This window comes from Odoribacter splanchnicus DSM 20712 (genome assembly GCF_000190535.1).
GTDB classification, from domain to species: Bacteria; Bacteroidota; Bacteroidia; order Bacteroidales; family Marinifilaceae; genus Odoribacter; species Odoribacter splanchnicus.
On the sequence record NC_015160.1, the window covers coordinates 593,395 to 617,541 of the forward strand.

A 24,147-nucleotide genomic window follows, 5' to 3' on the forward strand; every position below is an offset into this window, starting at 1 on the left:
TTATTATCTACTCAAAATACCGGAATCTTTGTCTTTGTTTTGTATCTTAAATTTCACATTTGACTTGTTCTTACCGAATGCAAAATTATATACAAGGTTGATATAGACCATATTGGCATTATTGATTATGCGTTCTGTTTCATCTCGTTGTAGAAGTGATGTCCCTGATACAGATGTTGTCTGTTTCCACGAGTCATAAAACGGGTATCTTATTCCTCCTGTCAAAGTGAGGTTTTTAACCGGACTGTACGACACTTCTACGCTTGCCATACTTGGAATTGTTTTCATTGTCTGACCTACAAGAGATTTCTTTTCAGTCTGATAGAATACCGAAACGCCCCATTTTTTGTAAGCTAAATTTACGGATGGAATAAAAGAGTATCCTGTATAATTCCATTTTTCGTTTTCCAAAGCGTTGATTTGGTGGAATACTTCGGAATACAGTCTTAGTCGCAGAATATTGTTCGAGAATGGATACCACTGTAGAAACAGACTGGCTTTCATGTTCTGTGCATTATCCAAATTTCCGAATGTCTCAATGATATTCGTATCGTCTGATTGAAAAACCGGAGCGATGGCATCTTTGTTATAGGAGTAAGCGACTTCTGCACTAATGACAAATTTCTTGAATCCTTTGAAATACGACAAAGACAGGTCGTGATTGTTACTTGGTTTCAGATTCGGATTTCCTACATACAGATAGTTTGCATCTTTGAAATAAGGATTGTATGTCAATGAAGAAATTGCGGGATTTTCGGTATTCACTTCATAGTTGAATGTCAAATCAGAACTTTCGTCGATGAAGTAACCGAGTTTCACCTGTGGTCTGAAATAAACAAACTTATATTCCTTGTTTTCTATTGTGGTAAATATATTTCCGTTTACACCGGCACTGACACTATAATTGAATTTCTTTCCAAGCATACCTGCAATTCCGAGATATGAGTAGATTTCATTCGTCAGTGTACGGTTGTTTGAAGGGAGATTCTTTTGCGTACTATTGTTGTACATATACCGAGAACCGACATATAACTGTGCCGTCTTCATATTGTAGTTATATACGGCTTCTCCAATAAACGAATATTTATCGAGATTTATATTCGTTGCCGTTTCAAAATCAGTTACTCCACCGCTCAATTCAGAATATCGGTAGTCATAATCGGATTTGTAGTAAGTTCCGACAAGGTTCATCGTTAGCTCATGCTTGGCATTAAATGTTTTGCTGAAATACATATCCATTACTGGACTGATGTATTTGTCTTTATCGGAACTTTCTCCAAATTTTTCAAATACCACATCGTCAATAGTAGAAAAAATATCTTGCTTGGAAGAACGTCTGCGGTTCAGAGAATTGAAAGAGAGTTTTGTACTGAAAATATAGTTGTCCGGTTTAGAGTTGTTGAAACTGATTTCTGCCAATTGCTGTTCGTACGCGTATGGACTGTTCTTACCTGTCTTTTGTTTTTGATATGTTTTACCTCCTACGGCATAAGTCATATTTTCATCCAATATGCGTTTGTTGTAATTGCGGTAGTTGATATTGTATGTTACCCCAAGTTGTGAGTGTCCCCAGTTATATTTGAAATTCACTACATTGTTTCCGAATCCGGTAGTTACTGCATTTTGGGTGTTTAATCCGACAGAACCTCCATTTTGCTTTTCTTTAGTCACGACATTGATTACTGCACCTAATCCCATATTGGAATATTGGATAGGTGGCTGGGTGTAATAATCTATTTTAGAAATATTTTCGGGAGAAATTACAGAAAGGTCAGTCGGTGTAGAAGGTATGCCGTTTATCAAAATTTTTACTGCTTTCCCGTCTACAGAATTGACAGTTTGGTCGATAACTTGTATTTTGGGCAGATGTTCTAATGCAGACAATGCACTACTGTATTGTCCTTTCTCTATGTTGGTAAGTTTATATTCCTTCTTGTCCGCAAACCTCTTGACCATGCTCGATGTAACTACAACTTCATCCAATAACATGGTATTTTCTGATAATACTATTTCTCCTAAATCAAGAGATTGGTCTAATTCAAATTCTTGTCGATAGTCCGTATAACCGATGAATGATATTTCAATGCGATACTTGCCGGACTTTATTTTCTCTATAGTGAATTGTCCATTTTCACCGGTGATACATCCTTTATGATTCAGCGTGTCTTGCAAAGAGCGTATTATTACGCTTGCACCGATAACAGGGTGCGTTTCCTTATCTTTAACAACTCCTTTGACTGTATGCTGACTCCATGCCGATACAGAACATAAAGTATAGCATAAGACCATAAATAGGACATTAAATCTTTTCATGATTATCATAAACAAGGCTATTAAGTAATTGATGTTGGTTCGGAAGATTTTCTATATACAAATCTTCCATCCTCTTGGCTAATGCCAAGATTGTTTTTACTCTGCAGGTTGTTTGGATATTACAAGAATGACAATTATAACAGTTCGATGTGCTTAAATATTTAAGATATTCTTTGTTTTCTAAAAAAGAAGCGCATGAACTCACAACCCTTGGACCATATATTTTGTTAATCCAATTTATACTACATTCTGTATACTTACTTTTAATGATCTGGTTAAGACATGAAAAGAAATCCTTCTCTTTTTTTGAAAAATTTGCATTTGCAATGAATGTTTCCATATAGCTTGCAGATTTTTTGTAATCGGATACTGTATAATACAATAAAGAGAGGATAAGGTTTTTATCATACTTTTGCCATAGATCATTTGCATTGCAAAATCTTAAATTATTATATGAAATAACCTCATTACTCTCAATATAGTCTAATAAAAATCTTATTTCAGAATTATTCGCATTTTGAATATTTCTGCTTATAGGGTATGCTTTTTTTAAAGAATTAACGAATACTATATCATCATTAGTGGCAAGATTTCTAAATTCACTCATCCCAGGTATATACAAATGATATGCGGGAAAGCCTAAAAATGAAACATCCCGCACAAAAACCTTTACTCCAATTTTGCTAAATAACGACAACATCTTATTGAAATCATTATCGTCTGATTTCCCCCAAGTCATATCAAATCCGTTGAAAGGAAAAGAAGGTTCGCCAAACAATAAAGTTATTGGGAACTGACCACTTCCTGTCGTACAGGTTTTAAACATTTCTAAACTTTTCAAGTTTTCATCATATAACAGTCTATTTTGATATTCTAAGTCAACTGATTTTAAAGACAAATCATATCGACCTTGATAAATCTCTGTTAATGTTCTTTCTAATGCCGTAATCGGTGATGGATCTGCACCAATATGAAATAAGTATTTTTGATTGGTTGAATCAAAGATTAACACGCCTATCGCGGGAATTCCTAAATTGCAAGAACAATCTTTTATTTGAAAATCCCAATTGTATTTTGCCTTTAATGTGATAATTTTCTTATAAATTATTGTATTGGCAAAATAACTTAATGGTATAGTTGGAAGAGATATGTTATCATAATATATTTTTCTAATAACATATCTCTCCAAAATTTCACTCATACCTTGAATTATTGCCTCTTTGGGCGTATTGCCTGCGCACATACCATTAGATGTACACGTTGAAAGAATTATGCTAATAGGGAGAAATTCTACAGTTTTGTCAAAGATATTCACAAAAGGAACTAGAGTCATATCTTTCCCTTCATACAGTTCTTCTAGTTGAGGTATGTTTGAGCTTTTGATGTATTTTCTTACACAGTCCATCGATTTTGTAAACTTGATATTCTTTTCATCAGGCGCAAAAATATATCTAGTTCTAAGATTATCATCGTTTACTATGCTAAGAGTACTATTGTCAGTTCGTTGATTATAGATACTGCTTATACTGCGATGTGCAATTAGTATTTGATTTTGTATGCGCTCCATAAATTCGCCATATGCACTGGCTAAAGCATATTCGAACCGCATACCTTTTCCATTTGTGCCAATATTTAAATCATCAAGCAAATTATTCGCGATATTAACTCGGCATGAATAAAAATTTGCATCTCCGACATAATGCTCTTCCTTTAGCAATATGTTTAATTTCTCATGCAAAATTTTTCTAATCAAAAAGATTGTATCTTCAGGCTTTCTTGCCTTATAAGGTTTAATGCGTTTTAGTTCCATGATAATTTATGTTTTAGTGAGAGTTCTATAATGTTGTCGAATACCATCTTGGTTATCTTCTGGTGTACTATATTTATATTACAGTTGTTCATTTTGTCAAAAACTACTTTTTTTGCAGCTTCAATAATATCTGCCACTGTATGTACTCCATCTATTTGAGATAAAATAAACAACTGAAAATTTGTATTGAATTCATAACAACATGCCTTTATAGTTGGCACGGAATCCAATTTTATTGTCCGTCTTAAAATTGATGGGATATTATATTTTCTAGCATTGCTAATGGATTTTAAATACGATTCGTTATTTTTACCATAGAATGACGTAATGATAGCATGCTTATCTTTACATGTTTTTATGTATTGTTTGTCGGGATTCCAATATGTAGCCAATTTAAGTATTGTTTCTTTAAATGTCATTACAATAAATTCAAGTCTATTGTAACTTGAAATCCTTCCTTATCCGTTCTTGTGATTGGAACTTTTATACTACTCATACCAACTATTCTTCTTTTTTGCCAACGGCTACCATATTGGCATGTTTAATAAATGGTTGGTATATATACATAAAAACGTGGAGCCAGTCCTGTCACTCGTTCCACAGTGTAAAGGCCTTCGCATTGCCCTGCCAGTCGAAACGAGCAACGCCGAAAGCCCCCACGCCAGTGTAAATATATAGAAAGCACTCTTGACAACGAACAATAGAACCGTCCGAAGCCAATGAGGGCTGTATATAATACACCTCATGAGGCGTTCCCGTTGCTTTGTTCTTGACTAGCAGTTGAGAGTTTGCGAAGTTCTTACACTGTCAAAACCAAAGCGTACAGTTACGCCTTATATGTATATATGTCTGCCCAACCTCTGCCCATCGGGACTTTCGGTATGGGTATAGACGTTACAAAGATAACACTTTTATCTTGGAAACCACTTTGTTTGACTGGTAAAGTATGATTTTAAGTCCCGATTTAACATTATTAAATATAAATATGTCAAAGAATTCCACTTTGGCATAATTTTTCTTGCCAAAAAGTTTGTATTCTCAACGATTATTTGTATTTTTGCAGCGTTAGTTCCAGCCGAGCCTCTTTACAATGCTTAAATAGGCTGGGCTTTTTTGTTTATAAGCTATGACAAAGAGAAATTTTGGAAAAGATTACAAGACTCCACGAGAACTTGTAACCTTATTGGAAAATCGTGGATTGATAATCAATGATAGGCAAAAGGCTCAATTGTATTTGGAGAGCATTGGCTATTATCGATTGTCTGCGTATATGCATCCTTTGTTGAAGACTCCAAAGATTCTTCATCTGTATAAGGAAGGTGCTACATTTAACAAAGTGATGATGCTTTATCGCTTTGACAAAAAGTTGCGCTTACTCCTTTTTAACGAGATTGAGAAGATCGAAATTGCTGTAAGAGAAGCCGTAATGAATATGACGGCTGAACGGACTGGTGATATATATTGGCTTACCAATTCTGCACTTTTTCGTGATCAGTCCATTTTCGTCAATAGTATGGCAATGTTGTCGAAGGAGTATGAACGTTCTACTGAAGACTTTATAGAACACTTCAAAAGAACATATACAGAACCTTTTCCACCAGCATGGATTCTTGGTGAACTTCTCCCAATGGGTAGCGTGAATATGTACTACAGGAACTTGAAAGATAAAGGACTCAAAAAGCAGATCGCCAAGCGTTTCTGCCTTCATGCTCCAGTGTTTGAGTCTTGGCTTTCTGTGCTTACGCTTACTCGCAACGCTTGTTGTCATCACGCTCGTGTTTGGAACAAAGTCAACAAGATTATTCCAAATGATATGAGAGGCATGACTCGTCCTTGGATTACTATTCCTGCGGACAAGCGAAGAATCTATTATAATATGTGCATCATCAAGTATTTCCTTGACATCATCTCTCCCAACAATGACATGCTTGACAAAATGCACAATTTGTTCAGCAAGTTTCCAGAGATAGACCTGGCAGCTCTTGGATTCCCTGTTGGTTGGGAACAAGAACCGCTATGGATACAGGCAAACAACTAAATGCAAATGAGCTTATTGCCAAGCTTCAAGAATTAGAGAAAGAAAATGCCAGGTTAAGAAAAATTCTTGATGTGCATGGAATACCATACATTGTAACCGAGCCTAATGTCACTACGAAAGAAAGCCTACATGCCATATTCCATACAGATTCAAAGCTGAGTCTACAGGAAAAGGTTGCGCTATTTCGTAGTGTTTTTCAAGGTCGTGATGATGTCTTTGCCAAGCGTTGGTACAGTAGTACGACTCAAAAGTCAGGCTACCAACCTGTATGCACGAGGGAATGGAATCGTGAATTTTGCGACAAGCGAAAGTACAAATGTGCGGATTGTCCCAACAGGCAATTCGCTCCTTTGGCATACAACGACTTTTTCAATCATCTTGCAGGAAAGGATGTATGGGGACGTGATGTTATAGGACTTTATCCAATACGAAAGGACAACACTTGCAGTTTCCTTTGTACAGACTTTGATGACAAGAGTTGCGAGCATGGCTACAAGAATGATGTACTTGCCTTTGTAAATGTTTGCAAAACTTGGAATGTACCTTGCTATATCGAACGCTCACGTTCTGGCAATGGTGCTCACGTATGGATTTTCTTTGAAACACCAGTAACTGCTTTCAAGGCACGCAAGTTGGGAAATGCCATTCTTACAGAGGCGATGAGTTGTGACGCTCACCTGTCTTTCAAGTCATACGACCGTTTCTTTCCAAACCAAGACACCTTGCCCGAAGGAGGACTGGGCAATCTTGTAGCCTTGCCATTGCAAGGTATGGCTCGACGCAAAGGGAACAGTGTGTTCGTTGATGAAGACTTCAATGCGTATGCCGACCAATGGGAAATGTTGTCGCAAATCCATAAGCTATCAGAGGTAGAACTTGATTTGTTATTACAGCTGCATGCAGTGCCAACATTAGGAGAACTGTCAAAGACCTGCGATGAGAAACCTTGGGAGACTCCTCATATGGATGCTGCGCAATCTGAAGACTATCCAAAACAAATCGTTCTGACAAGAGCGAATATGCTTTATGTTCCTTTAGCAAGTCTATCTGCCAAATGTGTGAATGTTTTTAAGCGCATAGCAGCTTTTCGTAATCCGGAGTTTTATGAGAAGCAAGGTATGCGCCTTTCTACCTATAATATCCCTCGCATCATTTCATGTTCGGAAATGACAGATGATTATCTTGTCCTTCCTCGTGGGTGTGAAGATGCTGTTTGTGGTATTCTAACCCAACATGGAGTAAAGGTAGTAATCTCAGACAAAACAAATCATGGGCATAATATCAATGTTACATTCAGAGGATCTCTTCGGGAAGAACAGCAAAATGCAATGGAAGCATTTGCTGGACATAATATAGGAACTTTATCAGCAACAACAGCGTTTGGAAAGACAGTGTTTGCCATCGGAATGCTTGCAAGGAGAAAGGTGAACACCTTAATTCTTGTTCATAACAAGGCATTGCTGGAACAATGGAAAGAACGGTTGGAAACTTTCCTCAAGATAGATGAGACCATCGAAGAGCTAGTAGTCAAACGAGGAAGGAAAAAGAATTCTTCGGTCATTGGTTGTTTATATGCAGGCAAGAACACATTGCATGGCATCATTGATATAGCTTTGATACAATCTTGTTTGAGCGATGGTGAAGCGAAGCCTTTTGTCAAGGATTACGGCATGGTGATAGTAGATGAATGTCATCATGTATCCTCTGTCAGCTTCGAGCAAGTGCTTCGACAAGTAACAGCTACATACGTATATGGTTTGACAGCAACTCCTGTCAGAAAGGATGGGCATCAACCTATTATTTTCATGCAATGCGGAAAGATAAGATTCACAGCTGATGCCAAGAGCCAAATGGAAAATCAAACATTTAAACGTTTATTGATTCCAAGGTTTACATCATTCCGAAACATTTCGTCAGATAACAAGACTTACGTTCAGGTTACACAAGACTTGTCCGAAGATAAGGTTAGGAATGAGTTCATCGTAGAAGATGTAAGAATTGCCATTCAAGAAGGTCGTACCCCATTGGTATTAACCACTCGCACTGCTCATGTCAAGGCGTTGGCACAAATGCTTATTCCATTTGCAGACCATGTCATTCAACTCTTTGGAGCTGATTCTGCTAAAGAAAAGCGTCTTGCATTACAAAATCTACAGTCAATGCCCACATCAGAATCACTTGTGATTGTGGCTACAGGAAAGTATGTAGGAGAAGGCTTTGATTATCCTCGCCTTGATACACTGTTCCTTACTATGCCTATAGCTTGGAAAGGAAACGTTGAGCAATATGCAGGGCGTTTGCATAGGGAATACGCAGGAAAGAAAGAAGTGCGTATTTATGATTATGTGGATGTTCATGTCCCACTTTGTGACTCTATGTATCGTAAACGGCTAAAAGGGTATTTAAGAGCAGGATACGGAAAGTATGTGACATCATCCACGCTTGACAAAAATCCCCAAGAACTGATATATGAACGAAACAATTACGAAGCGACATTTCGGAATGATTTGGCAAAAGCCCAGTACTCTGTCATCATCGCAGTCCCAAAAGTAAAGTTCAAATACAAGCCCGTTATCATGTCAACACTTGCAAGCATTATTCATAATGGTGTTAATGTGGCTGTACATATCAAAGAGGAAGGAGCTAATGAGATAGAACTTAAAAATACAGGAATGGATGTGGTGTGCAACAAGGAACAAACTCTGCAATGCGCCATCATAGACAAATCTATTGTCTGGTATGGGAACATAAACTTCTTTGGTTACAATTCGGAAACAAACAATGTTATGCGAATCGCTGACCACAAAATAGCCAACGAAATGATAGAAATACTATACTCAGACACTGGAAATGATGTAAATGGAGGTTAAATACGTTAAATCTTCACTTTTTTGTATCTACACAGAATCCACACTGTCACTTTTCTATCGTTTAGAGCGTATAATACTGATAATCAACTAATAACAGATACATCAAATGTTTCTTATGTACCTGTAATTCCGCCAATACCTGGTTAATCAACTCAATTTGCATCCGGGTATCTTCGTTTATATCGTTTTGGTCGGCAAAAACATCTTCGATATATTCTTTGAGTTCTTTCATTTCCTTTTGGTGTTGAGCACTCATGATAACGGGGGAATTAGCTATCATCTGCCGCATAGCGACAAATGCACGTGTGATAAGTACGCTGGTTTGTACGGCAATATCACTACGTAATACGCTTGAAAGCATAACAACGCCATGCTCGGTAAAAGCCAGTGGTAAAGCGGATTTTGGACGTTTATTCTTTGATGTCATCACAAATTGTGATGAGATAACCACCCATTCTTCCGCCGACAGGTATGGGCATACGGTCGCGCAACTACACGGTATCCGACGCTCCGCTGCGCATCTGTGAACTGTTCGAACCGATGTCAGTGCCCGCTGCCGTTACGCAGTTCTTCTTCATGATGGCGTATGGCGTGATAGAAGTCTATGTAGCGATTTATGCTGCCTCCTGTCATTTGCCCGGAGGCGGGATCTATTTCATCTTCATCGCTCTGGCCACGGTCGGGACACGTATTCTGCTGGGGCGTGCCGTTGACCGGTATGGGGAGGCGCGGCTGGTTTATACCGGTAACGCAGCTATCGTGGCAGGCATATTGCTGTTGATATTTGCGCACAACGTGCCTTGCTACCTGTTGTCGGCAGTCCTGTTGGGGTATAGTTTCGGGGCTATCCAGCCTTCCTTGCAGACCATGGCGATGCACGCCGTAGCTCCCGAACGGCGGGGAGCTGCGAGTTCCACATTTTTTGTGGCCTTCGATTTCGGTATTGCGCTGGGCGGCTTTCTGGCAGGCGTGTTGGTGAAATGGCTGGGGTATGATGCCATGTTCCTCTGCATGATCGTGCCCTGCCTGCTGTCGTGGGGCTACTATTATGTGTTCGGACGCTGTCATGCCTCGTCGTTCAATCCGGAGAACCGCCGGAGAATGCAAGGTCTCGGAGAAAAAGAGGATACCACCCTGTCCTCCGGAAAATCCCTGCCGTTTGTGGTTACCATTTCACGTGAATACGGTAGTGGCGGGCATCATATCGGGGAACTGCTGGCACAGCGGTTGGGGGTGAAATTCTATGACAGGGAGCTTATCACGCTCACTGCGCAGCAAAGCGGGTTGGGCGAATGCACCGTGCAGGAGAATGAACAGACCGTAAACGGACGACTGTTGTATGACGATCCTGTGCAGACTGCCGTATTCCGCGCACAGAGCCGGGTAATACTTGATATTGCCGGCAGGGAGTCGTGCGTTATCGTGGGACGGCTTGCCAATTTCATTCTGAAAGGCCGTCCCCGGTGTCTCCATGTTTTTGTTTATGCCGATGAGGCTGCCCGTCTGAAACGCATAATCTCTGAATATGGGATAGAGAACAACCGTGCAGAAGCCTTACTGAAACGTACCGACCAGGAGCGGCGTGAACACTGCCTGCACTATGCCGGTTGCGATTGGGGCGACCGGTACTATTACCATTTGATGCTGGACAGTTCGATGGCTACGGACGAACAGGTGGCGGAAGCCATTTATTCTGTCATTCACTGTCTGGCTGCCGAATAGATGGGCTATATGAATGTTTTAACGTGAATATAACAGTAAAATTCCGGAGTACCATTTCCGGTCACTTTCAACATCTTTGAAAGTGGTTGTGGGGTGGGGAATACATTGAAGGATAAAATCGGTTTCCCTTCAGGTGTCGTGGATGAAACCGATTTTATCCAATTCGTAGCGTTCGATATCTTTTATGAAAGCCTCTGTCAGTAATATGGTCAATTCCCGCTTCATCAGGTTGATGACGTTAGTTAACTATTCCTTCATAGAATACTTTCCAAAGCGGATCGTTCAAAGGAGGTTTTGCCGTGATGGTAATCATTTCCCGGCTCACCGGATGTTTGAAAGTGATCGAACGGGCGTGCAAACTGATCCCTCCTCCTTCGTTCGAGCGGGGAAAACCATATTTCAGGTCTCCTTTGATCGGACAGCCGATCTTAGCCAATTGGCACCGGATTTGGTGATGCCGGCCCGTGTAAAGCTTCACTTCGAGCAGGTAATAACGTTGTGAACTTCCGAGTAGTTTGTATTCCAGGGTGGCTTCTTTGGCTCCGGCTTTGGGCTGGTTGTAAGCGTGCGATTTGTTTTTTTCCGGATCACGCATCAGATAGTGGGTGAGTACGGCATGATCCTCGGCCGGCAAATTGCCTACGATAGCCCAATAGATCTTGCTGATCTCCTTTTCGTGTTCCTGGAACATTTTATTCAGCCGGGTGAGGGCTTTACTGGTACGTGCAAAAATCACTACACCGCTGACAGGACGATCCACCCGGTGGGGGACACCCAGATAAACCTCTCCCGGTTTGTTGTATTTCTTCTTGATATACGCCTTTACTTCTTCGCTCAAAGGGGTATCTCCGGTTTTATCTGCCTGTACAATGTCCGAAATTTTCTTATTGACGGCAATGATATGATTATCTTCGTATAAAACTTCTAACATAAATAAAAGATATAAGTTAAAGGCTATAGGCTATAAGCTAGATGCTATAAGCTAAAGGCTATAGGCTAAAAGTAAATAAAAGATAGATAAACATTTTAGCTTTTAGCTTATAGCCTATAACTTTATTAGTATTGTTCTCTCTCATTCGGGAAATCACCGCTTTTTACGTCAGCGATATAATTGCCGACAGCACCGCTGATTTCTGCATATAGGTTATGATAGCGCCGTAAGAAGCGGGGAGAGAATTCCTGATTGATACCGAGCATATCGTGGATGACCAGGACTTGTCCGTCTACACCGCCACCGGCACCGATGCCGATGATGGGGATACTGACTTCTTGGGCGACTCTGGCTGCCAAAGCTGCCGGAATTTTCTCCAGCACGATGGCAAAACAACCTGCTTCTTCCAGGAGATGGGCATCGTGAACCAATTTTTCCGCTTCCTCTTCTTTTTTGGCGCGAATGGCATAGGTCCCGAATTTATGGATGCTCTGGGGGGTAAGTCCAAGATGGCCCATAACCGGAATTCCGGCCGACAGGATACGTTGGATAGATTCGAGAATTTCTTCTCCTCCTTCGAGTTTGATGGCGTCGGCAGCCGTTTCTTTCATGATACGGATGGCTGAGTTTAAGGCCTCTTTGCTATTTCCCTGATAACTACCGAAAGGCATGTCTACAACAACTAATGCCCGTTTTACTCCTCTGACTACCGAAGCGGCATGATAAATCATTTGGTCGAGGGTGATCGGTAAGGTTGTCTCATGGCCTGCCATTACATTGGAAGCCGAGTCGCCGACCAGGATAACATCTATGCCTGCCTGATCGACGATACGGGCCATAGAATAGTCATATGAAGTAAGCATACTGATTTTCTCACCCTTGAGTTTCATCTCCGATAAAACATGGGTGGTTACCACTTTTACTGCTGATTGTGTTGACATGATTAATTTGATTTGTGACTTTAGAACTGGGATTTCCGATGGGAAAAGTCATCCGAATCGTCGTCCGTAAATCTGAAATTTATTTAAAGGTTCCGATTATCGTCTGAGAACCGGTCGTTTTTTGTCCCAATTTCACTTCTATTTGGGTACCCAGAGGAAGAAAAAGATCTACCCGCGAACCGAATTTGATAAAACCGGCGTGCTGATCCTGACGGGCCTGTCCTCCGACAGGAGCATAAGAGACAATACGTTTAGCCATAGCCCCTGCAATTTGACGCATCAGAACGGTCTTACCGTTATTACATTCGATAACGATGGTAGTCCGTTCGTTATCGGTCGAGGATTTGGGTAGATAAGCCGCTGCAAAATTGCCTTTGTGGTATTTGAAATACTTGATCACACCGTTTACGGGAAACCAGTTGATATGTACATTGAAAATGTTCATAAAAATAGAGACTTGAAGACGGCGGTCTTTAAAATATTCCGGTTCTTCGGTTTCTTCAATCACGACGATTTTTCCATCGGCAGGGGCTAAGATCGTGTTATCGTCTTGTATGATCACCCGGTTCGGAAAACGGAAAAAATTGACGACAAGAAGATACATAACCACCGTAATCCCCAGAATTGTATAGACAATAGAGGTATTATTGATGAAATAAAAAGATGCCAGATTAAGGATAATCAGCACGATTAAAATTTTCAATAACAGGATATATCCAGCTTTATGTATGGTCATATTTTTAACTTTAAATATTTATACGGTATCAGCTCGCAAAGGTATCAATTTTCGATTTAAAAGCTAATATCCCGAACGAATAAATTCGGTTTACTATAGGTCAGCAACCGAATTTAAAGGCGATATATACGAAGATTACAGGCAAAGCATACAAAATCGAATCCAATCGGTCCAATACCCCACCGTGACCTGGCATGATATGTCCCGAATCTTTGATCTCGATGCATCTTTTGAACATCGATTCTACGAGATCACCGAAACTACCGAATACAATGACAATGGCCGAGATAACGGTGGTATCGATATAAGACAAACCTTCGATATGGGGAGCGATAAGCAATCCGCCGACCAGTGTCGTGAGTCCGCCTCCGATGGTTCCTTCCCAGGATTTTTTAGGCGAAATACGGGGAAATAATTTATGCTTTCCGAATTTCGAACCGAATAAATAAGCAAAAGTGTCATTGAACCATACCAATAAGAAAGGAAAGAAGATAATATCCGGTTGCCACCTGCCCGTACACAAGTAGGGGAGGTAAATCAGCAAAGTAAAGGGCAGGGTGAAATAAAACAGAGCATAAATCCCGAAAGCCATATTCTGAAAAGCATGGGTACTCTTCCGGTACAATTCCCAAATCCCCATAAAGAATGTGGCACTGAAGAAAAACAGATAACCTTCTTTATAACCGAAATAGTTATGAATGAACCCTGAAATGAAAAGCAGGCTCCCGCTGAGGATACACATGGTACGGTTGACCCGGATATGAATCACCTCTGCCATATGGCTGAATTCAAGTAATCCGATAATGTTTATAATAAAAAAAAGTGCAAAAAAACAAAATGGATGTATATAAATACATGCTGTTAGTATCACCACAAATAGGAATCCGCTGATTGCCCGTTTACCGAAATTATTCACAATTGACTGATTTTATGATTGCTGCTGCTTTCCCTTTATCTTCTTTCTTAACCATGACTTCGATCGCTCCTATTTTAAAAGAGGAGTCTTTCTGATTCAGAATCACTGCTTCTACGTTGTTATCGTTAAGCAAACTTTTAACCAGCTCTGCCCGGTAGAGCTGGCCGGTTTCGAAAATAACTACCCAATCGTTCATAGCGATTTTATTTCATTTTCGACTGTTTTCTCTTCCTTCGTTTCTTCTTCTTCATCGTCTTTCCAGGGGCGTTTCCCTAAGATGCGTTCCAGATCGTCACTGAAAATAACTTCCCGTTCGAGCAATAACTCTGCAACCTGCCGATGTTGGTCCTGATGAGTTTTAAGTAATTCTTTGGCTCGGTTGTAAGCATTTTCAACCAGTTCTTTTACTTCACTGTCGATCAGTTCTGCGGTCTTTTCCGAATAAGGTTTGGTGAAACTGAAATCGCTTTGACCACTGGAATCGTAATAACTCAGGTTACCGATCTTTTCGCTCATACCGAAAATGGTAACCATCGCATAGGCTTGTTTGGTAGCCCGTTCCAGGTCGTTTTGTGCTCCGGTAGAGATTTGACCGAAAGTGAGTTCTTCGGCTGCACGTCCTCCCAATACAGAACACATTTGATCCAGCAGTTGTTCTTTTGTCGTGATCTGACGTTCCTGCGGAAGATACCAGGCTGCTCCTAAAGCTTTACCCCGGGGTACGATAGTCACTTTTAACAGGGGATGGGCGTGTTCGAGCAACCAGGAGACGGTAGCATGGCCGGCTTCGTGATAAGCGATGGCTTTCTTTTCACTTACTTTTATTACTTTACTGCGGTTTTCCAGCCCCCCGACAATCCGGTCGATTGCATCCAGAAAATCCTGTTTTTCAACTTCATTTTTGTCTTTACGGGCTGCAATCAAAGCTGCTTCGTTAGCGACATTGGCAATATCGGCTCCCGAGAAACCCGGCGTTTGCTTGGCCAGGAAAGGGATATCCACATCTCCGGCCAGTTTCAACGGTTTCAGGTGCACTTTGAAAATTTCTTCCCGGTCTTTCAATTCCGGCAGGTCGACATAGATTTGGCGGTCGAAACGTCCGGCACGAAGCAAGGCGCTGTCCAGAATGTCCGCCCGGTTGGTTGCAGCCAGAATAATCACCCCCGAATTGGTCTCGAAACCGTCCATCTCGGTCAGTAACTGGTTCAGCGTATTTTCCCGTTCATCGTTCGAGCCCATGTTGGGGTTTTTACCTCTGGCCCGGCCGATGGCGTCTATTTCGTCGATAAAGATAATACAAGGCGCTTTTTCTTTGGCTTGTTTAAATAAATCCCGGACACGGGAGGCACCGACACCGACGAACATCTCCACAAAGTCGGAACCCGACATCGAGAAGAAAGGTACGTTGGCTTCGCCGGCCATAGCTTTCGCCATCAGCGTTTTTCCGGTTCCCGGAGGACCTACTAAGAGAGCTCCTTTCGGAATTTTACCCCCCAATTTGGTATATTTATCCGGAGATTTCAGAAAAGAAACGATCTCTTCCACCTCTTGTTTGGCTTCAGCTAATCCCGCTACATCTTTGAAGGTAATCTTGATGTGGGTGTCCTTATCGAACAACTTGGCCTGTGATTTGCCGACATTGAAGACTCCTCCGGGACCTCCGCCCCCTTTACTCATCCGGCGGAAGAAGAAAATCCAGATAAATACCAAAAGAGCGATCGGGAAGAAGATAGAGAAGAGGTTTCCCCAACCGTCGTATTCCTGATCATAGTCGATCTTGATATCCGCTGCTGCCGGAGTCTTTTCCTGGAGCTCGGAAAATTCTTTGGAAAAAGTTTCCAACGGGCCCGGTGAGAAGTAAAACTGAGGACCGGGACTGGAATTTTTGAACCCCTGCGATTTCAATTGGGAGTAATTCTCGATCTTATCGGGCTTCATATATACCTGGGCTTGCCCTTTATTCGTGATGACCGTAATCTTTTCGATATCACCTTTTTCGAGCATTTTAGTCTTGACTTCTTGCCAGGTTGTCCTTACCGGATCGGGATTCATATTGAAAAATTGAAATCCGATAATAATGACTGCCAGTATGATATACATCCAATATCCGTTGAATTTCGGAGCTTTGATATTTTTACCTCCCCCTACTGGAGGAAAATTGAATCCTCCGTCTTTCTTGTTTTCGTTGTTGTCTGCCATTTGGTATGTTCGCAATATTTGTATTCTTTACTGTTTTCAATTTGTTCCGTTTGTCGTATGATAACCGGAATAAGTGAGCATTTCCGGCTCTCCGGCTATTTCGGTGATCTGTGCATCTGCCCAGAAATCTTCCAATTGATAATAGTCGCGCAATTCTTTTTCAAAAATGTGTACGACAATATCCCCATAATCGACGACTACCCATTGTGCTGCATTCAATCCTTCGATATGAAAAGGCCTTTCATCCAGATCTTCTCTCACTTTTTCTTCAACAGCATCGGTTAACCCTGCAATATGCGTGCCGGAAGTTCCATGACATATTACGAAAAAACTACAAAAACAGTTTTCTATTTTTCTTAAATCGATTTTTACAATCCGGTGCGCTTTATTATCTTCCAGCGCTTCAATAATTTTATTTACTACCTGTTCCGTTTTTAACATTTTTGACTATAACTTTTCAAGCTACAAATATATACTATTTATCAACTAAAAACGAAAAACTGTGCCAGAAAACCTTTGTTTCCTTTTTTCAATTCTACTATGTCGTTTTCGGGTTACTGCATATGATGCGAAATTAGAAAAAATCATGAAATATGGATAATTTTGAATCATTCTTTTTATTTTAGCGTTATTTCAGGTGAAAAGAATATTTTTGTATGTTTTTACTTTAGTTACTAAATACTTTAAACGATGAAAATATATCGAATTCCTATGGTGCCGGGACCTGTTTCTGTATCCCGGGAAGTTTTGGAGGCAGGGCAGGAGAATTTCGGTTCTGCCGACTTGGAAAAAGAGTATATCGATCTGTATAAGGCCACTGAAAAATCGCTGCGTAAAATTATGCAGACGAAAAATAGTGTCGTTATACAAACCGGTGAAGGGATGTTGGCGCTTTGGAGTGCTTTGAAGAGTTGTTTGTTACCGGGGGATAAAGTGTTGGTGTTGTCGACCGGGCTTTTCGGTTACGGTATGGGGGGAATGGCGGAGGCTATCGGTTGTGAGGTAAGGACGGTCGGATTCGGATTCGACGAGACCTTTACCGATTTTGATCTGATTGAAAAGGCCATCCGGGAATTCCAGCCGAAAATGATTACGATGGTACAAAACGAGACGCCGAGCGGGACGATGAATCCCGTGGCTGAAATCGGGGCCTTAAAAGAAAAATATGCCGTACCTTTATTATATGTAGATGCGGTTTCCGGATTAGGGGGCAGCGTAGTCAAAACCGATGAATGGCATATCGACCTCTGTCTGGGGGCTTCGCAGAAATGTTTGTCTGCACCGGCTTCGATGTCTTTTTTGTCGGTGAGCGACCGGGCGTGGGAAATAATCGAAGAAGTGGGATATGTGGGGTACGATGCCCTCTTACCTTTCCGTACAGCGGTAAAAAATGCTTATTTCCCTTATACTCCTTATTGGCAAGGAACCGCACAGTTGAATAAGGCTTGCGAACTGATTCTGGAAGAAGGATTGGGCAAAGTGATCGCACGTCATCAGAAAGTGGCCGGATATTGCAGGGAGCGGATCGTTAAAATGGGATTGAAATTATATCCGGCAATGGATGCTGTACCTTCTCCTACAGTGACGGCTGTCTACGTTCCGCAGAAAATATCCTGGAAGAATCTGGATACACGTTTGCGGGCCGAAGGCCTGGTGGTCGGCGGAAACTACGGATGTCTGGCAGGAGAAGTTTTCCGTATCGGACATATGGGGACTCAGGCCAACCTCAATCTGGTGAAAGAAGCGATGGATATTCTCGAAGGGGTAATCCGGGGAAATTAAGCGTATAACGGCATGATCGAATGGCTGGAGGCACATCAGTTGCCCTGTTTTTTCAGGGAGATTTGGGGGATCCAATGTCCCGGTTGCGGATTTCAGACTGCGCTGTTACTCCTGTTAAAAGGAAATATACAGGCAGCGGTCGTTAGCTGGCCGGGAATAGTTCCCCTTTTCGCATTCGGCCTGTTTCTGATCGGACGTTGTTGTGGGATCAGAAAGATCTCTGCCGGTTTTTTGAAAGGAACCGGATTTTGTTGTGTCGCTACGATTCTCCTCGTTTATGTATTCCGGTTTATAAGAATGGGGCAGGTGATTTGATTTGTATGCTTGTTCCTGTAACCTTATCGGCCTGTCGTCGTATCCTAAGCTCGAATTTATTCCTGAGGAACCGATATGAAAAAAATGTTGGCCGGGTTGTTAAAAAATGTCGTTTTTGTTTGTTTGATAATAATTTTAATTTCATATTTGCTTTAATGAACCAGGCGATAAACCGAAGAAGAAATGAGGAGGGAAGGTAAAAACAGGAAACAGAATATAAATTTAATAATCAGTGTATTATGGAAATAATGAATGGAGCGAAAAAGGACCTGCCCAATGCGACGGTCGTATTGGTTTTGGGAATTCTGTCCCTGATATTTTGTTGGTGTTACGGGTTCTTCGGTTTGATATTGGGGATCATTGCCGTAGTCTTGGCCGGGGGACAACGGAAACTGTATTTGCAGTCGCCGGATGAATATACCGAGTCTTCATTCAAGAATGTGAATGCAGGCCGGGTGTGCGGGATTATTTCCATCTGCATTGCGGGGGTTGTGGTCGTGGTATTACTTTTAGTATTAATGGGAATTGTTGCCGGCATAGGTATTGCTAGTTTTGGATTATAAAAACTTAATAATATGGACTACAGATTTGAGATCAGTAAACCAGACAGTAATGATTTTAGGTGTGAAATAGCTATTAACGGTGAGCAGACTTTTCAGCAGTTGCACGATAAATTGGTGGAAACATTGAACTTCGACGGTTCGCAGATGGCCTCCTTTTTTACCTTGGATAAAATGGGAAACCGGGGAAAAGAAATTGCTCTGATGGAAATGTCGGCCGACGATGAAGAAGATAATAATACGCTGGTGATGGATGTTACGACCATCCGTGAAGTGGTAAATGCCAGTTGCATCGAATTGGAATATGTATATGATTTCTTTGCCAATCAGTATCTGAAAGTCGAATATGCGGGGGAATATATCGGGGATTCTGCCGATGTTTTGCCCTTGTGTGTCTATTGCGAAGGAGAATTGCCTCATCAGACGGAATACGATGCCAATGAAGATTGGGCTTTCGATAAAGACGACGACGAATATGACGATAGTTTTATGGAGGAATTCGGTGGTAGCGGACGCCGCAGAAGGGGAGGAGACGACGATGACGAAGATTTTCGCTTCGGTGATGAAGACGACGATTATAGGGACGATAGTTATGGCGACGACGATGGGTATGACGACCGCTATGAAAGTCTGGACGATTATATAGATAAACTATAGTTTTTTTTCAGTTACTTGGTTGCAAAGGTTACAAGGGTCACAAAAATGAATGCGGACACTTGTAACCTTTGTCATGAAAATCAGTCAGGATGAAAACACTACTTGTTTTATTGGGACCGACGGGAGTGGGAAAGACGGATCTCAGTATCGGTATCGCCAAAGCGTTCGGTACGGAAATCATTTCTTGTGATTCCCGGCAGATCTACAAAGAAATGCGGATAGGGACCGCAGTGCCTTCACCCGGTCAATTGGCTGCTGTCCGGCATCATTTTATCCAAACGATCTCGGTGCACGATTATTATAATTCGTGGCAATTCGAAGTGCAGGCTTTGGAGCGGATCCGGGAATTATTTCAGGAGAAGGAAGTGGTCCTGATGACCGGTGGATCGATGCTGTATATCGATGCCGTATGTAAAGGTATAGACGATATTCCGACCATTTCTCCTGAATTGAGAACCGGGCTGATGGAGGTATATGAACGGGAAGGTTTGGAAAGTATCCGGCAGATGCTGAAAGAATTGGATCCTGTATTTTACGGACAGGTCGATCTGAACAACGGAAAACGGGTGCTCCATGCTGTCGAAGTGTGTTGCATGGCCGGTGTACCCTACTCTTCGCTACGGAAAAACACCCCCAAAGACCGGGGATTCCGTATTGTTCGTATCGGCTTGAACCGCGAAAGAGAAGAGTTGTATGCCCGGATCGACCGGCGGGTAGACCTGATGCTGGAGGAAGGACTGGAAGATGAAGCCCGGCGGTTGTGGCCTTTGCGTCATTTGAATGCCTTGAATACCGTAGGTTATAAAGAACTGTTCGATTATTTCGAGGGAAAGACCGATTATGCCGAAGCCGTCCGCCTGATCAAGCGCAACTCCCGGCGGTATGCCCGCAAACAATTGTCCTGGTTCCGGCGCGATGACGATATCCGTTGGTTTCATCCCGACGATTACGAGGGTATCGTAGAGGCGATTCGGTTAATGAAAATAGGGTAGATGTATTGACAGAATTCAATGATATGAATATTTCCCACGAAACAATTTACCGCCGTATTCGCTTGGATGCAAATTGAGAATTGTTTTTTGATTATATTTAAGTCGTTAACTATCAATGGTATATCTATTTTGAATATAATTATTAATTTCATCAATGGGTTGATTTTATATAAAAATAACGTTATTTGTAAAAATCATTTCCCGAACAACCCTTTTCGGACTTTTGGCTGTCTTCTTTTCAGAAATATAGAATAATATTTGTTAAGTATATAAATCGAATAATGAAAAGGGATATACGATATAAATAGATGTCTATATTTATTGGGTTTGTTTAACCATAAAAAGGGGGGAAGACAGGATAAGAAACAGAAATAATGTTGTTTTCATCATGGAAAAGTTAAGTTGTATGGTAATGATTGCCATTATCATTTTGTTATCCGGTTGTCGGACTAAACCATCTGGAGTGTCTCGTTGCATCCATTTCGATTTCACTCAAGAGATGAAGGATGTTCATACAATGGGTTTGTTAAAAGATTGTACTATTGTTCCTTTGGAAACAAACGACTCGGTTCTGATAGGAGAGATTGATAAGGTCATCTTTTACGAAACCCGTCTGTATGTCGCCACCTTTTCTCCTGAGCAAGCGGTTTATATTTTTAACTTACAGGGTAAATTGTTGCATAAAATAAGCAGGAAAGGACGCGGGGCAGAAGAATATTTGCAATTATCCGATATGTTTATCGATTCCCGGAACCGGACCTTGAATTTATTGTCAAGAATAGACGAAAAGCTATTGGTGTTTGATGTGGACGAATACCGCTTGGTAAAGACTATCCGTCTTCCGAAAGCATTTGTTAAAATGGTCTCATTGGAAAACGGCTACATCGGATATATGGGCAACTATTCGCAAGATAAAAACCAACCATACAATTTGTGGGCAATGAATTCCCGGTACGAAATCGAAAGTCAGTATATGAAAATAGACTCCCGCTGGGAAAGTAAAATGGCCAGTATCCATTCGCTTTCCACATACCAGGATTCGTTGTATTATATAGCACCTACAGACTTTAACATTTATCGTTGCCAGGGGAAGGATATGTGTGTTGACCATACGGTACGTTTTGGAAAATTTCATTTGCCAGCGGAACAACTTTCATATGATGAGTACAAAGAATATACACGCAATCCGGATTATATTACAACCATAGAGAAATTCCAGGAAACTCCGGATTTCTATATTTATTGGGTGCTGGCAGCCGGTCAGAATCGCTTGTACCTGTATAATAAGAACAATCGGGAGTCTCAGGTTTGTGAACTAACGGCTTATACCGGAAAGTATTTTATTTCCTTTGGGCGTATGATTGACATCACTTCGGATTATATAATAACCTCTGTCAGTGCCTCGGATATGTGTACGTATTTGAAAGGAGGAAATGAATATGTCAATTTTGAAGAGAAGTATCCCAAACAGATACAACGGATGAGAGAAGAATTTTCCGGCATACAGGAAGATAGCAATCCTTGTATTGTGATTTATTCATTTTGAGCAATTTTCTGGTGTTATGTATGAAACATTACCCCCGTCCCTTTGTTTTCCCTCCACCATCGACCAGTACAGGGCGAAGAACGAGGTGCTGGAAAAGGAGGTTCCGCAGTTGCAGGAGATAGCGGGCAAGGTGTGGAAGAAGGAGGACGAGCTGAAGCAACTCAAGTCCGAACTTGCCGCGCTCGACCGCAAGATACAGTTGGAGCTTGCGCCGCCCACGCCCGAAGTCGCCGAAAAGGAGAATGACGGGCAGGAGGTCAAGCCGGATACGGAAGGTGTACGGAACGTACCGTCACAACCCACCGAAGAAGCTCCGCTGATACGCAGCCCGGCGAATGAGCGAAGTCCGTCTGGGAATTTCATTGCCGACCATGTCGTTATCGGACGGCCGGGATTCAACGTTCGTGACGAATGCAAACCGAAAGGAATAAAAATGTGAACGAGTGTGGATATGTATGGCAGGATTGGGAATATACCGTTCCTTTTCCTGCCTTTTTCCATCAATATGGTATAACAGGGATTCCATACGTAAAATCCTCCAATTTATATCAAGGAATAGGGTGTTGAAAGTAAATCGTCACGGCAAATCCGCCATATTTTCAGTATTTTCGCTAATTTTGCAACCAAAATAGTCAGGCATAATAAAATGGAACCATCTATATACAGTTATTCACTTTGTATTGCGCTGCCGTTGATGTTGTTCTTCGGCTTTTATTTTTTGCTGGCCCAAACCCCGGAAAAGGCCATTTTTGAGAATTACCTACGCTCCCGGCGGATAATGGGTATGGCGTTGTTATTGCTTGCGGCAAACTATTCGGTACATTTCTTCTTCGGGATAAGGTTCAAAAATGTCCATGCAGCCATATTGATGAATCTGTCCACCTATTTTCTGTGCTACTACCTTTTCAGTTCAGCATTGATAACACTGCTTGACCGTTTCTATATCACACGGAAAAGGATTCGGACGCATATCATTCTATGGATCATCTTCTCCGGACTTTCCGGGGTTGTCCTATTGTTGTTTCCGGATGGAATAGTGCAGAAAAGCACTTTGCTGGCTTTGGCAGCATGGCTGGTGGTTTACGGACTGGTGTTGTCTCGCAGAGTCATTGTCGCATACCGCAGAGCTGTCCGGATTTTCGATGACACACATGCCGATGATATAGGCGCATATATAAAATGGCTGTCCATCTTTACTTATTGGGCTCTTATCTTCGGAGTTGGATGCGGATTGCTTACATTTTTGCCTGATGAATACGTTTATATATGGATTCTGTCATCAATTCCGTTTTACGTCTATCTCTACCATTGCTACCAGAATTATCTGCTGTTTTACGAACAGGTGGAAACCGCAATGGAAGATGGTATGATTTCTGAAGAGGAAGACCCGTGTGACACCAAACTGGAACAGATACAGAAACTGGAGAACCCGTCATACCATTCCGAAATGGCGGAGAAAATAAACGGCTGGATTGATGCGGAGGGTTATATCCAGTCCGGCCTTACCATAAAGAAACTTGCTGATATGCTCCAGACTAACCGCACCTATCTGTCTGAGTATATCAAAACGACGTATGGTGCATCGTTCCGCGATTGGATTACCGGTCTCCGCATCAATTATGCGAAACGCCTGCTTGCGCAATATCCGAGGCTGACGGTTGCTGACATTTCTGAAAGATCCGGCTTTCTGTCCCCAAGCCATTTCATCAGGCTGTTCAAGGAAAATTCAGGCTGTACTCCTGTCAAATGGAGGAAAACAGAGGCGGAATAATGCACTGCTTTATGCCTAATAGAAATAGCCTAAACGACAAAAAATAGT

At 41.6% G+C, this 24,147-nt stretch carries 21 protein-coding genes and 1 pseudogene; 11 read left to right on the plus strand and 11 right to left on the minus strand.

The features are described from left to right. Nucleotides 1-3: 3 nt before the first annotated feature. The 3 genes from ODOSP_RS02455 to ODOSP_RS02465 are packed head-to-tail and all read right to left on the minus strand — an operon-like array spanning nt 4 to nt 4,542. Nucleotides 4-2,313 carry a TonB-dependent receptor gene (locus ODOSP_RS02455; protein ID WP_118104491.1) on the minus strand — a complete coding sequence of 770 codons (2,310 nt, stop codon included), beginning with the start codon at nt 2,311-2,313 and terminating at the stop codon, nt 4-6. After that, nucleotides 2,300-4,123, minus strand: coding sequence for a YcaO-like family protein (locus ODOSP_RS02460; RefSeq protein ID WP_013610829.1), 1,824 nt, complete (start codon nt 4,121-4,123; stop codon nt 2,300-2,302). Before ODOSP_RS02460 ends, ODOSP_RS02455 begins: the two co-directional genes overlap by 14 nt. Further along, the gene (locus ODOSP_RS02465; protein ID WP_013610830.1) at nt 4,114-4,542 is read right to left on the minus strand and encodes a hypothetical protein; all 429 of its coding nucleotides are present in this window, start codon (nt 4,540-4,542) and stop codon (nt 4,114-4,116) included. Before ODOSP_RS02465 ends, ODOSP_RS02460 begins: the two co-directional genes overlap by 10 nt. A gap of 707 nt (nt 4,543-5,249) precedes the next feature. On the opposite strand from ODOSP_RS02465, the gene ODOSP_RS02470 reads away from it, so the two are divergent. Together ODOSP_RS02470 and ODOSP_RS02475 are read left to right on the plus strand one after the other, a co-directional pair. Next, nucleotides 5,250-6,161, plus strand: coding sequence for an Abi family protein (locus ODOSP_RS02470; RefSeq protein ID WP_013610831.1), 912 nt, complete (start codon nt 5,250-5,252; stop codon nt 6,159-6,161). Continuing rightward, on the plus strand, nt 6,140-9,031 hold the full coding sequence (locus ODOSP_RS02475) for a TOTE conflict system archaeo-eukaryotic primase domain-containing protein (RefSeq protein ID WP_013610832.1): 2,892 nt from the start codon (nt 6,140-6,142) through the stop codon (nt 9,029-9,031). The genes ODOSP_RS02470 and ODOSP_RS02475 overlap by 22 nt, the downstream gene beginning before the upstream one ends. Nucleotides 9,032-9,092: 61 nt before the next feature. Here ODOSP_RS02475 and ODOSP_RS19125 read toward each other — a convergent pair whose 3' ends face one another. Further along, complete coding sequence (locus ODOSP_RS19125; RefSeq protein ID WP_181998482.1) at nt 9,093-9,458, minus strand: ORF6N domain-containing protein; 366 nt, start codon at nt 9,456-9,458, stop codon at nt 9,093-9,095. A 44-nt stretch (nt 9,459-9,502) separates the two neighbouring features. Here ODOSP_RS19125 and ODOSP_RS18635 point away from each other — a divergent pair, with 44 nt between their 5' ends. Next, on the plus strand, nt 9,503-10,753 hold the full coding sequence (locus ODOSP_RS18635) for a cytidylate kinase family protein (RefSeq protein ID WP_013610833.1): 1,251 nt from the start codon (nt 9,503-9,505) through the stop codon (nt 10,751-10,753). 238 nt (nt 10,754-10,991) lie between these two features. Here ODOSP_RS18635 and ODOSP_RS02490 read toward each other — a convergent pair whose 3' ends face one another. The 7 genes from ODOSP_RS02490 to rsfS form a co-directional block, all read right to left on the minus strand. Next, nucleotides 10,992-11,684 carry an RluA family pseudouridine synthase gene (locus ODOSP_RS02490; RefSeq protein WP_013610835.1) on the minus strand — a complete coding sequence of 231 codons (693 nt, stop codon included), beginning with the start codon at nt 11,682-11,684 and terminating at the stop codon, nt 10,992-10,994. Nucleotides 11,685-11,809: 125 nt separating this feature from the next. After that, nucleotides 11,810-12,625, minus strand: coding sequence for a 3-methyl-2-oxobutanoate hydroxymethyltransferase (panB, locus tag ODOSP_RS02495; RefSeq protein WP_013610836.1), 816 nt, complete (start codon nt 12,623-12,625; stop codon nt 11,810-11,812). Nucleotides 12,626-12,704: 79 nt separating this feature from the next. Further along, nucleotides 12,705-13,361 (minus strand): phosphatidylserine decarboxylase family protein, encoded by a 657-nt coding sequence (locus tag ODOSP_RS02500; protein ID WP_013610837.1) that lies wholly within the window; start codon nt 13,359-13,361, stop codon nt 12,705-12,707. 100 nt (nt 13,362-13,461) lie between these two features. Further along, nucleotides 13,462-14,277 carry a phosphatidate cytidylyltransferase gene (locus ODOSP_RS02505; RefSeq protein WP_013610838.1) on the minus strand — a complete coding sequence of 272 codons (816 nt, stop codon included), beginning with the start codon at nt 14,275-14,277 and terminating at the stop codon, nt 13,462-13,464. After that, on the minus strand, nt 14,270-14,473 hold the full coding sequence (locus ODOSP_RS02510; RefSeq protein ID WP_013610839.1) for a putative signal transducing protein: 204 nt from the start codon (nt 14,471-14,473) through the stop codon (nt 14,270-14,272). Before ODOSP_RS02510 ends, ODOSP_RS02505 begins: the two co-directional genes overlap by 8 nt. Beyond that, entirely contained in the window at nt 14,470-16,377 is a 1,908-nt protein-coding gene (ftsH, locus tag ODOSP_RS02515) for an ATP-dependent zinc metalloprotease FtsH (RefSeq protein ID WP_228026222.1), read from the minus strand. The genes ODOSP_RS02510 and ftsH overlap by 4 nt, the downstream gene beginning before the upstream one ends. Nucleotides 16,378-16,512: 135 nt before the next feature. Further along, complete coding sequence (gene rsfS, locus ODOSP_RS02520) at nt 16,513-16,917, minus strand: ribosome silencing factor (RefSeq protein ID WP_013610841.1); 405 nt, start codon at nt 16,915-16,917, stop codon at nt 16,513-16,515. A gap of 249 nt (nt 16,918-17,166) precedes the next feature. Here rsfS and ODOSP_RS02525 point away from each other — a divergent pair, with 249 nt between their 5' ends. From ODOSP_RS02525 to ODOSP_RS02560, 8 genes and pseudogenes are all read left to right on the plus strand, one after another. Continuing rightward, nucleotides 17,167-18,258 (plus strand): pyridoxal-phosphate-dependent aminotransferase family protein, encoded by a 1,092-nt coding sequence (locus ODOSP_RS02525; protein ID WP_013610842.1) that lies wholly within the window; start codon nt 17,167-17,169, stop codon nt 18,256-18,258. Nucleotides 18,259-18,270: 12 nt separating this feature from the next. Continuing rightward, nucleotides 18,271-18,573: a DUF2752 domain-containing protein gene (locus ODOSP_RS02530; RefSeq protein WP_013610843.1), complete on the plus strand. Its 303-nt coding sequence runs from the start codon at nt 18,271-18,273 to the stop codon at nt 18,571-18,573. A gap of 239 nt (nt 18,574-18,812) precedes the next feature. Continuing rightward, nucleotides 18,813-19,136, plus strand: coding sequence for a CCC motif membrane protein (locus tag ODOSP_RS02535; protein ID WP_013610844.1), 324 nt, complete (start codon nt 18,813-18,815; stop codon nt 19,134-19,136). A gap of 12 nt (nt 19,137-19,148) precedes the next feature. After that, a complete protein-coding gene (locus ODOSP_RS02540; RefSeq protein ID WP_013610845.1) occupies nt 19,149-19,790 on the plus strand; it encodes an IS1096 element passenger TnpR family protein in 642 nt (213 codons plus the stop codon). Nucleotides 19,791-19,879: 89 nt separating this feature from the next. Next, nucleotides 19,880-20,782 (plus strand): tRNA (adenosine(37)-N6)-dimethylallyltransferase MiaA, encoded by a 903-nt coding sequence (miaA, locus tag ODOSP_RS02545; RefSeq protein WP_013610846.1) that lies wholly within the window; start codon nt 19,880-19,882, stop codon nt 20,780-20,782. Nucleotides 20,783-21,170: 388 nt separating this feature from the next. After that, nucleotides 21,171-22,328, plus strand: a complete 1,158-nt coding sequence (locus tag ODOSP_RS02550) for a 6-bladed beta-propeller (protein ID WP_071823572.1) — start codon at nt 21,171-21,173, stop codon at nt 22,326-22,328. 49 nt (nt 22,329-22,377) lie between these two features. Next, nucleotides 22,378-22,767 (plus strand): annotated as a pseudogene (locus tag ODOSP_RS02555) (hypothetical protein); the annotation flags it as partial. Between the two features lie 207 nt (nt 22,768-22,974). Continuing rightward, complete coding sequence (locus ODOSP_RS02560) at nt 22,975-24,099, plus strand: AraC family transcriptional regulator (protein ID WP_013610849.1); 1,125 nt, start codon at nt 22,975-22,977, stop codon at nt 24,097-24,099. The last annotated feature ends 48 nt before the right edge of the window (nt 24,100-24,147 follow it).